The organism is Pseudoalteromonas sp. DY56-GL22, from assembly GCF_041414715.1.
Taxonomy (GTDB): Bacteria; Pseudomonadota; Gammaproteobacteria; order Enterobacterales; family Alteromonadaceae; genus Pseudoalteromonas; species Pseudoalteromonas simplex.
Window position 1 is genome coordinate 196,112 of the sequence record NZ_JANHZR010000004.1, and the last position, 13,119, is coordinate 209,230.

The 13,119-nt window shown below is 42.0% G+C and carries 11 protein-coding genes; 6 read left to right on the top strand and 5 right to left on the bottom strand.

What is annotated here, in order from left to right:
- Positions 1 to 20 precede the first annotated feature (20 nt).
- Positions 21 to 569: an HdeD family acid-resistance protein gene (locus tag NO991_RS11160; protein WP_054551794.1), complete on the bottom strand. Its 549-nt coding sequence runs from the start codon at positions 567 to 569 to the stop codon at positions 21 to 23.
- A 156-nt stretch (positions 570 to 725) separates the two neighbouring features.
- Between NO991_RS11160 and NO991_RS11165 the strand changes: the two genes are divergently transcribed.
- The 6 genes from NO991_RS11165 to yegD all read left to right on the top strand — a co-directional run bounded on the left by NO991_RS11165 (position 726) and on the right by yegD (position 8,532).
- Positions 726 to 2,420: a mechanosensitive ion channel family protein gene (locus NO991_RS11165; RefSeq protein ID WP_249362531.1), complete on the top strand. Its 1,695-nt coding sequence runs from the start codon at positions 726 to 728 to the stop codon at positions 2,418 to 2,420.
- A 368-nt stretch (positions 2,421 to 2,788) separates the two neighbouring features.
- On the top strand, positions 2,789 to 5,050 hold the full coding sequence (locus NO991_RS11170) for a TonB-dependent receptor (RefSeq protein ID WP_194441707.1): 2,262 nt from the start codon (positions 2,789 to 2,791) through the stop codon (positions 5,048 to 5,050).
- Between the two features lie 110 nt (positions 5,051 to 5,160).
- Positions 5,161 to 5,460 (top strand): hypothetical protein, encoded by a 300-nt coding sequence (locus NO991_RS11175; protein ID WP_119853425.1) that lies wholly within the window; start codon positions 5,161 to 5,163, stop codon positions 5,458 to 5,460.
- Positions 5,461 to 5,508: 48 nt separating this feature from the next.
- Positions 5,509 to 6,165: an HAD family phosphatase gene (locus tag NO991_RS11180; protein ID WP_300358022.1), complete on the top strand. Its 657-nt coding sequence runs from the start codon at positions 5,509 to 5,511 to the stop codon at positions 6,163 to 6,165.
- Between the two features lie 92 nt (positions 6,166 to 6,257).
- The gene (locus NO991_RS11185) at positions 6,258 to 7,097 is read left to right on the top strand and encodes a DNA ligase (protein ID WP_194441737.1); all 840 of its coding nucleotides are present in this window, start codon (positions 6,258 to 6,260) and stop codon (positions 7,095 to 7,097) included.
- A gap of 67 nt (positions 7,098 to 7,164) precedes the next feature.
- Positions 7,165 to 8,532, top strand: coding sequence for a molecular chaperone (gene yegD, locus NO991_RS11190; protein WP_194441705.1), 1,368 nt, complete (start codon positions 7,165 to 7,167; stop codon positions 8,530 to 8,532).
- 31 nt (positions 8,533 to 8,563) lie between these two features.
- Here yegD and NO991_RS11195 read toward each other — a convergent pair whose 3' ends face one another.
- The 4 genes from NO991_RS11195 to NO991_RS11210 form a co-directional block, all read right to left on the bottom strand.
- A complete protein-coding gene (locus tag NO991_RS11195; RefSeq protein WP_054551787.1) occupies positions 8,564 to 9,028 on the bottom strand; it encodes a methylglyoxal synthase in 465 nt (154 codons plus the stop codon).
- An 8-nt stretch (positions 9,029 to 9,036) separates the two neighbouring features.
- Positions 9,037 to 9,669, bottom strand: coding sequence for a LysE family translocator (locus tag NO991_RS11200; protein WP_138601443.1), 633 nt, complete (start codon positions 9,667 to 9,669; stop codon positions 9,037 to 9,039).
- A gap of 97 nt (positions 9,670 to 9,766) precedes the next feature.
- Positions 9,767 to 11,608: a S8 family serine peptidase gene (locus NO991_RS11205; protein WP_300545742.1), complete on the bottom strand. Its 1,842-nt coding sequence runs from the start codon at positions 11,606 to 11,608 to the stop codon at positions 9,767 to 9,769.
- A gap of 221 nt (positions 11,609 to 11,829) precedes the next feature.
- Positions 11,830 to 13,002, bottom strand: coding sequence for a multidrug effflux MFS transporter (locus NO991_RS11210; protein ID WP_371352015.1), 1,173 nt, complete (start codon positions 13,000 to 13,002; stop codon positions 11,830 to 11,832).
- Positions 13,003 to 13,119: the final 117 nt, after the last annotated feature.

Here is a 13,119-nt window from a genome sequence, read left to right on the forward strand (position 1 = left end):
AAAGCGGCTAAGCCGCTTTTTTATGCTTGTTCATTGAGTTTTTTCAGCTTCAAAGCAAGTAACACCATCATTATGCCAAACACGATTGCATAGCTTGCTACTAGCCACAGGAGGGTGATTATGCCTGCGCCTGGGTTAAATATCAGGTAGCCACCAAAGATTATTGAAATAATACCGCTACCAATTAGCAGCCACTCATTACTGATCTCTTTACGTAGTTTACTCGCAATCAATATTTCAATTACACCGATAGCAATGGCCCATGCGGCAATAAAGTAGAGCATTAAGATAGCCGTTACGTTGGGAGCAAACAGGGTTACAAGTGCAGCAGCAATTGAAATTAAACCACCTACTAATAGCATCCACCAAAGCGGGTTTTCATTTTTTGAAGCAATAGCTAACCAAGTCCTAATGGCACCATCGACAAAAAAGTAAGCGGCGAAAATAAACATCAGAATCGCTAGTGAAGCTTCTGGGGCAAACCAACCACACAAGCCAAAAACGATGGCAATGGCGCCATGGATCATCAATGACGACCAATGAGGAATGAGTGAACTTGAAATCTGCATTATCGTTTTCCTTTGCTTTAGTCTCTATATAACTAACATCTCAGCGCTTACTTGCAAAGATTTTTAATTATTTTTTGTACAGTTACACAAACCATGCTCTAATTTAATTAGCTGAATATTTCAGCGATTTAATGTTTATCTAACAAGGAATAAAGCGTGAGCCGTTGTAATACCCAGTTTTCATTACAATTTAGTAAGTTATTAGTGTGTTTTTTACTGTTGTTTAACGCGCCATTATGGGCAACAACCACACCAGAAGTGACCGTTAAATCCTTAATTGATAAAGACAGCAAGGAAGAACAAGTCGAACAAAAGCCCGTCAAACAAGAATCAGAAACCAATACACCTGCAACAGCTGAAAAAGCGCAGGAATCTCTCGAAGATGACTTGCCCTATGATGCCTTTGACCGGATAACGCCACGTAGTTCAATGCAGGGTTACTTAAAAGCGGCTCGCGCTCGCGATTTTGAACTGGCCAGCCATTATCTTGATTATCGTAATCTACCTAAAGACGTTGAAGCATTAGGAAAAATTCAACTTGCTGAAAATTTATCAGTGGTACTGGATCGTACCTTATGGGTTGATGTTGATAACTTGAGTAATAAGCCTGAAGGTAAACAAAAAGAAAGTGTGCCTAGCTATCGTGATTTGGTGGGGGAAATCAGTACATCACAAGGTAAGGTACAAATTTTATTACAACTAGTACCTGATGATAAAACAGATAATCGGATCTGGAAAATATCAAATGCAACGGTAAGTCAAATACCGTTACTCACCAAAGAGTATGGTTATAACAAAGTAGGTGAATGGCTATATGATAACCTGCCAGACATCGAGTTTTTGGGGGTGATGCTTTGGCAATGGATTTATTTTGCCTTCTCATTTGTGTTGTTTTTGCTAGTCGCGATTATCATTACTCGCTTAATCACATTTATCCTCGCACATTTGAAAGTACCTGTAGAAAATGACGTTATTGGTTTTATTAATGGGCCAATTAGCCTGTTACTTGCTGTGTTTATGGCTCGTTCACTTAACGACCAATCAAATGTCACTATTGCTGTAATGGCGCTATTCCATGGCGCAACTGTGTTATTGATTGCGTGGGGTTGGATTTGTTTACGGGCAGTTGATCTTGCCAAACACAGATTAAGCCAGCGTTTTATTAAACAAGATAAGCCACAAGCGATTTTCTTATTACGACCTATAAGCAATGTAGCAAAAACTCTGATTGTCATTTCATTGCTATTTATGTGGTTTGAAAATTTAGGCTTTAATGCTACTACTTTGTTAGCTGGCTTAGGCATTGGTGGGCTTGCTATTGCCCTTGCAGCGCAAAAAACTGTTGAGAATATCATTGCTGCAATCACCCTTTATATTTCTGCGCCGGTAAAAATAGGTAATCTATGTAAATTTGGCAGTCAGTTGGGGACTGTGGAAGAAATAGGCTTAAGAGCCACGCGTATCCGAACCCTTGACCGCTCTGTCATTTATGTAGCAAATGCTAAGTTTGTTGATATGCAGCTTGAGAACGTCTCTGAACGAGAGCGAATTTCTTATCGACCTAAACTGATGCTCAGTGCCAACACCAAGCAACAAAATCTTATGTCGTTTATGCAGGCCCTAAGAGAGTTATTAGAACAACATAAGCATATCGCCTTTGAACCGTGTCGGGTTCGCTTTAAAGGCTTTACGCCTTGGGCTTTACAAGTGGATGTACTAAGCTACGTAGAGACCGTCGACTTTGCATTTTATATGGAAGTAATCGAAGAATTAAATTTAGCAGTGTTAGGCTTATTAAATGAGCATGAATGCGAATTAGCTAACCCAGAATTCGCACGAGTTACCGATTAGTTACTGAAAAAGGAGCAAATGAAAGTGGCTCTCATTTGTACATAATGTCTACACATTGTTGTAATTAGATGCACAGGACATATGTCCGCTTTATTGAAAAATAATTGCATAAAATCTTCTAAATGCGCCGATGTTGCCGCTAATTGTTGTAAAAAATTTGTATATTTCTAACTTTTAATGCAGTAAAAGTGTCATAAAGTGTTATAATCGTCAGCGTTCGTTCAGCCTCTTCACTTCGTTTTGCACTCTCGATTTAGAGGTCCGCGCAGCTTATTACAAGGCGCGAAAAATTGGCCGAGCCCGTCAAATGAATTGACGCAACATCATCACCGTTGAATAAGAGTGCATAAAAAAGGTTAAAACCCGACATGAAAGCAATGAAAAGATCTACGTTAGCAACACTTATCAATGCAACGTTGTTCTCTGCCGTAGCAGGTACTTCATTTTCAACTCTTGCTGCAGACGAAGCGCCAGCAGCAAAAAACAACCAACTAGAAGTTATTCAAATCACCGCACGTAAACGTGTAGAAAATGCTCAGGAAGTACCTGTTGCTGTATCTGCATTACAAGGTGACAACTTAGACGCTTACAGCTCAGCTGGTATGGATATTCGTTTTATGAACGCGAAGATCCCAAGCTTATCAATCGAATCTTCGTTTGGTCGTTCTTTCCCACGCTTTTATGTTCGTGGTCTAGGTAACACTGACTTTGACCTAAATGCTTCTCAACCAGTTTCGTTAGTTGTAGACGAAGTTGTTCAAGAGAATGCAATCTTAAAAGGTTTCCCTGTATTTGACGTAGCACGTGTAGAAGTTCTACGTGGCCCACAAGGTACTTTATTCGGTCGTAATACACCGGCTGGCCTTGTTAAATTTGATACAGTTAAACCATCACAAGAATTTGAAGGCTATGGTTCAGTATCTTACGGTAGCCGTGGCGCAGTTGACTTTGAAGGTGCTGTTGGCGGTGGCTTAACTGACCGTTTATCAACGCGTGTTTCTGTACTTTGGCAAGAAAAAGACGATTATATTGATAATCGTGCACCAGGTTTTGAACAAGATGACGTTTTAGGTGGTTACACTGAAAAAGCGGCACGTATTCAGTTTTTATACGAAGGTGACGATTTCACAGGTCTTTTCAACTACCACGTTCGTGATATGGACGGTAAGCCAATCGCATTCCGTGGTAACGCTATTAAAGCGGGTTCAAACGACTTAGTAGATAATTTTGAGCACGATGTGGTTTACCACGATGCGGCTTCTCGTGCGACACAGCAAGTTGAATCTCAAGGCGCAAGCTTAAAGCTTGAGTGGGATATCAATGATTTAACTCTTACGTCAATCTCTGCATGGGAAAGTGCTGAAATCTATTCTCGCGCTGACATCGACGGTGGTTACGGTGCAAGCTATTTACCAGATATGGGCCCTGGTTTTATCCCATTCTACTCTGAAAGTGCTGACGGCATTCCAGATCAAGACCAATATACGCAAGAACTTCGTTTATCTAGCAACTATGCTGGTGACGTAAACTTCCAAGTAGGTGTATTCTACTTTGACGAAGCGTTAACAATCGAAAACTTCAGCTACGATACATACGGTTCAACACCGGGTGAGTTAAACGGCTATGTTATCCAGCAGCAAGATACTAAAGCATGGGCGGTATTCGGTTCATTAGATTACACAATCACAGATGATTTAAAAATCACTGCAGGACTACGTTACTCAGATGACGAAAAAGAATTCTCTGCAAACCGTACTTTAAGCCCAGCAGGTGGCGGTGCGTTATTCCTAACAGAAAACCCAAGTGACGACCACGTTAGCTGGGATTTATCTGCTAACTACAAGATCAACGATGACGTAAACTGGTACGCGCGTGTTGCTAACAGCTTCCGTGCACCAAGTATCCAAGGTCGTATCTTATTCGGTGATGAAGTTACTGTTGCTGAGTCTGAAACTGTGACGTCATTCGAAACAGGTATCAAATCAGACGTACTTGACGGCCAAGGTCGTGTAAATGCAACTGTGTTCTATTACACAATGGATGACCAACAATTAACAGCTGTAGGTGGTGGTGCAAACTTCAACCGTTTAGTTAATGCTGATAAGACAACTGGTTACGGTTTTGAGTTAGACACTGAGTGGGTATTAACTGACAACCTAAACGCTACATTTAACTTAAGCTACAACAACACTGAGCTTGACGATAAAGACCTAGCCGTTGACGTATGTGCGCAGTGTACTGTAACAAACTCATTAAACAGCGCAGGCCAAGCTATCCTTGATGGTAACAGCTTACCTCACGCACCTGAGTGGATCTCTAACCTTACATTACGCTATAGCCGCGAAGTAGCTGACGGTGAATTCTTCACTTACGCTGACGTGTCTTACCGCAGCGAAATCAACTACTTCTTATACGAGTCAGTTGAGTTTGAAGGCAAGCCATTAACTGAAGTAGGTTTACGTGCAGGTTATGCTTGGGCACAAGGCGACAACGAATATGAAGTATCAGCATTCGTTCGTAACATGTTCGACGAGCAACAATCAATCGGTGCTATCGACTTCAATAACAACACAGCAATGGTGAACGAAGAGCGTTACATCGGTGCTGAGTTCAAAGTAAGCTTCTTCTAAGCTGAAATAATAAGTCCTATTAAAACCCGCTGTATAGCGGGTTTTTTCGTTTATAATCGCGTTGGTAACTGCTAAAGTGGCAGGATTAATTGAAGAGAAAGAGAATAACTATGGCTGGATTTTGGAACTACCGTGTCATTTTTTGTGAAGCAACAAAAGATGAAGCGGCACAATATCAAATTCATGAAGTTGAATATAACTTAAATGGTAAAGTGACTAATTGGTCAGAAACCGGTGCAGCACCATTTGGTAATACAGTCGAAGAACTTGAAGCAGATGCAGAACGTTTAAAAACAGCGTTTTCTAAGCCGATTTTAAAAGTGGTAAGAAAGCAACGTGGCTACGAGCTGGTTGATGTAGAAACAGGCGAAGAAGCGTTTGCTGAGCCACCTGCGGGCTTAACAGAATAATCATATTTAAAGGTGCCTATGGCACCTTTTTACTTTGAAGGAATGAGGATGACTTTAAAAGCAGTATTGTTTGATATGGATGGCACCTTGGTTGACTCTGAAAGTGTGCATTTTAATATTTGGAATGATTTATTAGCCCCTTTTGGCGTGCAGTATGATGAAGCTACTTTTTGTAAGCGCTTTTCTGGCAGACCAACATTTGAAGCCGCAAAGGAGGTTGTTGAAAGTTATGGGCTTAGTATCAATCCAGAGCAGTTAACGGATGATAAGTACGCGGCATTTGGCCATTTTGTTAGTACTCATTTACCCGCCTATATGCCTTGCGCTAGAGAAGTGCTAGAGCAAGTAAAAGCCAGTGGTTTAAAAATGGCTTTAGTAACTGGCAGTGCAAAAAATGAAGCCTATCCTATTTTAAAAGGCTATGGCATTTTTGATTGGTTTGATTGTGTGGTTACCAAAGATGATGTTAACAATCCTAAACCTGCTGGTGACCCTTATCAACTAGCTCTTGATACGTTAAATATTACAGCTAATGAAGCCGTAGCAGTTGAAGATACTTATACCGGTGTTACCGCTGCGAGCAATGCTGGTGTTGCTGTGTATGCGATACCAAATCATTTCACGTTAGAGCATGATTTTAGTAAAGCCGCGGGTGTGTTTGCTGATTTGAACGAATTTTTCAAATGGCTACAAACTAAACTATAATTAGCTGGCAATCACAAAACAGCTATTGTTAAGTGGTTATGATTAAGCAGGAATAGCCACTTTAAAACTCACAAATTTGCAAGGAAGCAATGATGGTTAAATTCACTCGTGCGCTTTTATGCGCAATCACTTTATTTATAGGCTTTTCAGCCGAGGCGCAACAAGCTCCTTCAGTCCTTTTAGCAAACGTCTATCAAGCCGAAAAGGTAAATGTATCTGACTATTTAGTTAGTGAAAAATATGATGGCGTTCGAGCTATTTGGACTGGGAGTCAATTAGTAACCCGAAATGGTAACCCAATTTATGCGCCAAAGTGGTTTACCGCGCCGCTGCCAGATGTTTGGCTTGATGGAGAGCTTTGGACTAAGCGCCAAGACTTTGCCAATGTGAGCGGGATTGTTCGAAAAGTCACACCTGTAGAGTCTGAATGGCAAACCGTCAGTTACATGATATTTGATATGCCTGATGCCGCAAAGTCGTTTAGTCAGCGCTATGAAAACTATTCAAGGTTAGTAAACCAGCTGAAAATTGAGCATATTAAAGCTGTTGAGCAAAAACATTTTAACGATAACAAGCAACTTAGTTTGTTTATGGATGAGCTAGTCGCACAAGGTGCTGAGGGCGTCATGCTGCATTTAGCCTCAGCTAAGCACAGTACAGGGCGTAGTGATGCATTGTTAAAGTTAAAGCCTTATTTTGACGCTGAAGCGGTTGTAATCGGTTATATCGCAGGAAAGGGTAAGTTTAAAAATATGCTTGGTGCACTTAAAGTGCGCAGCAGTGATGGGACCGAATTTAAAATTGGCTCGGGGTTTACCGATCAACAAAGATCATCGCCTCCAGCGATAGGTAGTACTATTACCTACAAATATCATGGCTTTACTAAAAATGGCCTACCACGTTTTGCAAGCTTTTTGCATGAAACGCCATAGCGTCATTCAAAAATGGCTGCGACTATGGTAAATTTCGCGGCCTTTTTATTGATGTATAGGTGTTAGAATGTTTGCTGGCTTTGATTACGGTAGCTCAAATTGTGCAATCGGTGTAATGGATAATGAGCAACAAGTCTCTTTAGTACCCCTTGAGCAAGGCAAACAGTATTTACCCTCAACACTTTATACTCATCACAGTGCATTAGTTGTCGATTTTGTCACAAAACATCTGACAGGTAGCCCGTTTGAGCACGACTTTAAAACTGAGCGACAAGCGCTTTTAAATACCATTCCTCGGATTAAATCTGACCTCGATATTCAAGCTGGTGATGAGACCTTATTTATAGGTCGCGAAGCAATTAGCGAGTATGTGCAATTTCCTGAAGAAGGTTACTTTGTAAAATCACCTAAGTCATTCTTTGGTGCAGTAGGCTTAAAGCAAGGGCAAATAAACTTCTTTGAAGACATTGCCACGGCGATGATTTTAAAAATTAAACAACGCGCCGAGCAATCTTTGCAAGACATATTAACAGAAACGGTAATTGGACGACCGGTAAACTTTCAATCAGTCGGTGGTGAAGAGTCTAATCAACAAGCGCTCGGCATATTAGAGCGAGCAGCAAAACGCGCAGGCTTTAAAGAGGTCTCATTTTTATATGAGCCGTTAGCGGCGGGGATTGATTATGAAACCTCATTGCAGCAAGACCAAAAAGTGTTGGTTGTCGATATTGGCGGGGGGACTAGCGATTGCTCATTTGTACAAATGGGGCCGAGCTTTCGTGACAAGCAGTGCCGTGACAATGACTTTTTAGCTCACAGTGGTAAGCGTGTGGGTGGAAATGATTTAGATATTGCGCTGAGCTTTCATGGCTTAATGCCATTACTAGGTTTAGGCACTGAGTTTAAATCGGGACTTCCACTGCCGAATCAACCGTTTTGGCAAGCTTGTAAAATTAATGATGTAAATCTGCAAAGTCAGTTTTATAGCGATGCCCATCATCGTGAGTTACTGACTCAACTTCGTGAAGTCAAAGAGCCTGCGCTTTTTAAACGCTTAATTCAATTGCAGCAAAATAAGCAAGGTCATCAATTAGTGCAGCAAGGCGAAGCGGCAAAAATTGCGCTCTCATCAGCGAATGAATTTACTACAGATTTGCGCTTCTTAGATTCAGACTTAACGCAGTGCTTAACGCTAAAAGATCTCGCTTTAGCCGTTGATGATTCGATAAGCCAGATAGTGAGCCTAGCTAAACAAGCGATTCAAGAAGCAGGTACAACGCCTGATGTTATTTACCTAACGGGCGGTAGTGCACAATCACCGCTTATCAAGGCTGCGTTAAAAGCCCATTTAGGTGATATTGCAATGCTGAACGGCGATCACTTTGGTAGTGTGACTGCAGGTTTAACTAAGTGGGCGCATAAGCTTTATAGCTAATCGCCCCACTTTGATATATCGACTTATAGAACTAAAGAGTCACTTGGCGCGTTGCGAGGTATTTTTCGTAATCTGGCAACGTGCGGCACAACTCAGTTTCCATCATAGGTGAGCTTAATAGCATATCGGCACTGACTTCATTACAGGCAACAGGAATATTCCAAACCGCAGCTAAACGCAGTAATGCTTTTACATCTGGGTCGTGTGGCTGCGATGCAAGTGGATCCCAGAAAAACACCAGCATGTGCACTTCATGTTCAGCAATTTTAGCACCAAGTTGTTGATCGCCACCCATAGGGCCGCTTAGCAGCTTAATCACTTCAAGCCCTGTTGTACGCTCGATTAAATGACCGGTTGTACCCGTACCGTATAGCGTGTGCTTACTTAAAATGTCTTGGTGTTTTTCACACCACGCCTGAAGGGCAGCTTTTTTACCATCATGGGCTACGAGGGCAATATTCTTTTTGGCTGGTAAGGCTTGTTGTTTTTGTTCCATAAGTGCTCTTATATCAATAGGTTAATTGCTAGTGCAATAAACACCAGCCCCGTGATCCGATCAATCCAAATTTGGGTTTGTGGGTGCTCACGAAAATAACTGGCTATCTTATCGCCGAAATAAATATACGTGCAGTCGATCGGAAAAGCAAAAAGTGGGTAGAGTAAGCCAAAAAAAGCGAGCTGAAAGGTCGTTGAAGATAAGCTCGGATCGACGAACTGCGGAATAAACGCAATAAAGAATAGAGCGACTTTAGGATTGAGTACCTCGGTCATCATTGCTTGAAACATCACATTTTGCTTTTTACTGGTACTTACATGGGGTTTTTCGTCGCAGTCTGGCTCAGGCTGTGTGAAGGTGTCCTTTAACGTCATTACGCCCAAATAGCACAGGTACGCCGCACCTAAATACTGGACTGTGGTATAGGCAACAGTCGATGCTTTTAAGATTGCTGTTAAACCCACCACCGCAAAAAAAGTATGCACCACACCACCTAAGGCAAAACCAAAGGCACTTTGCATTCCGGCTTTACGGCCATTGGCAAAGGTTTGTGCCATTAAAAATGCATTAGAAGGGCCGGGAGCTACGGCAATTAAAAAGCTGGCGCCTAAAAACGACAGTAGAAATTCTGGATTGATCATCGGCACAAAGATAAAAAGCTAGGTAGTTGATTTTAACAAGCTTCTAGAAAAAGAAAAAGCGGGCAATCAATGCCCGCTAATTTGGGTTGGGGAAGTATTAGAACGTCACAGTGCTGTTGTTTGAACAAACAGTTGTGCTTTGTGCTTCACATACTTGGTAAGTGTAAGTGCCACCACCTTTTGTTGTGATAGTGTCAGTATAACTGTTAGTGTTTGCCACTGAGCCTACTTTGCTACCATTACGGTAAACATCTACAGTGCTTGTAGCAGCGCCACTCCAGCTTAAATCAATGTATTTAGTGCCTTTTGACTTATAACCTGAAGTAGAAAGACTAATATCATCACCACCTGGTGTTGTGCCACCGCCATTATCGCCACCACCTGCACAGCCATTGGCTGTTAGGTATGCATCTGCGTCAGCTGCTTTAACAATACCGTGACCGAAGTAAACATCGTGACCAGAAGCACCTTGATCTTCTGCCGTTGCTTTTAGTGCATCACGGATTTCTGTACCCGTACACTCAGGGTGATTTGACCACACTAGCGCTGCGATACCTGAAACAGCAGGCGTTGCCATTGATGTACCGCTCATGAAACCATAATCACTAGTACCAATTGCGATATCAATAGTTGTGCTTGAAAGAAGAGCTGAACGGTCTTCAAGTGCAGCGCCAACAGCAGGAATAGTTGTATCGTTAGTTTCGCCTAGTGTAGCGTATAACATGCCTGCTTCGTTATTGATGATAACAGCCCCGATACCGCCTGAGTTCTCGCAGTTATTTACCTTGTCATAGAACGAAATATTGCCGCGGTCAATCATACAAATTTTGCCCGCTGCGCCAGCATCTACGCTTTCAGCAGTACCCATGTAATACGCCGTGCCTGATGCATTACCCGCGTTTTCCATTGATGAAGTCGCAAAGCCTGTGCCATCAGCTGCTAAGCTAGCTGACGTTGCCATACCTGCAGGGTAAGTAGAAAGAGTATCAACACCACCTGCTGTTACTTCAACACAGATAGTTTCATCTGTAGTAGCGCGTTTACCGCGACCAGTTGTACAGCTAGGGAACTGCGAGAAATCTGCAATTTGGTTGTCCGCATCATTTGCACCAACCATCATTACAGATGGATAACCTGCAGGGTATGAACGTACGCTGTTACCATCGTTACCCGCTGCAGCAACGACTAAACCGCCAGCGCTTGTGAAATTAGCAAATGCGTTAGACTCGGTGCTATTTGAACCACCGCCACCAAGGCTCATGCTGATGATATTTGCACCTGCTTGAGAACATAAATCTGCTGCGTGTGCTAAGTCTGAAGAGTAACCCCAGCCTTCAGCGTTGAATACTTTGATGATGTGCATTGCCACACCGGGTGCCATACCAACCACACCAACATTGTTGTCTGCTGCACCAATTGTGCCAGCTACGTGAGTACCATGTGGGCCACCATTGTCGTACCAGTTACCTGTGCCACTGTCATTATCACCTGTGATGTTACCCCATACAAAATCAGGGTTTGTAGCATCTAAACCAGAGTCAATTACACATACTTTCATGCCAGCATTTGCATCGAAGGTAACTTGATCAGCTTGTGATTGGTAAACTGCGTAAGGCGTTAATTGCTGCTGCATTGCATTACCAGCGTCATCGTTATAAAGCGCCATTGGTACACGCTTTTGGTCTTCTTCAACCAGTTTGATGTGAGGGTTGTTTAATAAGCCTTTTACACTTGCAAGGTCATGACCTGTAAATTGCGCTGCAATAAAGCCATTACCATCAACTTTAATATCACCACCAAGCTTTTTAGCGAGGGCTTTAACTACGCCTTTTTTATTGTTGTCGACTTGGATGATGTAACGATCATTTGCTGCGTTTGCAGTTCCTGCTGCACATAGTCCACTGATGATCAGTGCTAATGCTAATTTATTCTTTTTCATAATTCGTGTCCCAAACCTGTTTTTAGTTAACCAAATGTTAACGTGAGTAAACAATAGTTTAATGGGGCAGTAGGTACAAGAAAAATAATCCACAAAAATGGAACAAATTATTCTAGAAAGATGCTTTTTATAACGGTAGGAAATAACAGGATGTCTAAACGGGTAAATAGAATATAACGATTCTCATTTACCCGATATAACTAAAAGTATGATAAAACTTTTTATGACAAATGCTTATGTTTGAACAATAAATAGGTAAATGGGATGAGCATTAAAAAGTGCACGCCAATTAATACTGGTGTAGTCAAATTTAACAATTGCGTTATAAACACTAATAAACTTGCGCCACTCATTTGCATTAAGCCTATAAGTGCTGAAGCCGTACCTGCTTGTTTAGGGAACAAACTTAATGCACGGCCTGCTGATGAGCCAAGTGTCAGTGCAAAACCAAACGCAGCAATAAACATCGGAAACATCAACGCAAGCGCAGTACGTTGTTGGCTAAAGGCCAACATTAAGGCTCCTGCGATTACAAGCAGCAGGAGTCCTGCTTTTAACGCGCGCTTTGGTTGACGTTTGATGTACAGTGGCATTATAAAGCTTGCAACAATGCTCAATACCGCATTACAGGTAAACCAGAAAGTAAAGTCGGTAACACTGCCACCTAATTCAGTAATAAGCCAGCCAGGTGCTAGCGTAACGAAGACTAAAATAGCCGACATAGTTACCAAGCAAATTAAGCTATGAAATAGAAACAATGGCGTGCTGATAATTGGCATAAAACGGCGCAGGTCAAGAATATGACCACTATATACACTATCTGCAGGGCGGGTTTCTTTATACATTAACAAGGTTATGCATAAACCAATGAGTGCAAATACAGCCATGAATAAAAAGTTCATGCGCCAGCCAAACTGTACTGTGAGCCAAGCGCCTAAAATTGGCGCGAGGGCAGGGATAAAGCAAACGATACCATTAAGATAAGTAATAATTTGGCCGCTGCGTTCACTACCAAATCGATCTCTTACAATGGCAAACGCTACTACAAATGTGGCACAGGCCCCCAAACCTTGCAGTGCTCTTGCAATCATCAGGCTTGCAAAATCAGGTGCCAGATACGCGCCAAACGCCGCTAAACCATAAATTGTCACACCGGTGATTGCCACAGGCTTACGACCAAACTTATCTGCTAATGGCCCTGCAATGAGCTGTCCAAGCCCGACGGTAAGCATAAAAATAGCGACGGTTTGCTGAATTTGCTTTTCTGAAGCACTGAATTGTTCTGCAATAGTCGGAAATGCGGGTAAGTAAATATCTATTGCTAACGGGCTAAAGATAACCAGAAGGCCAAGAATAAATAGTAAGCTGAGGTTTTTGTGCTGGCGTGACTGCATTCGCTCTCCTTTAAAACGGTATTTTATGTGCCCCTAAAGGAAAAGAAAAGCGTTCACTTGGCTAAAAGTGTAATACATACGTAATCATTAAAACTGCTTACAAAAAATTTCCATTTC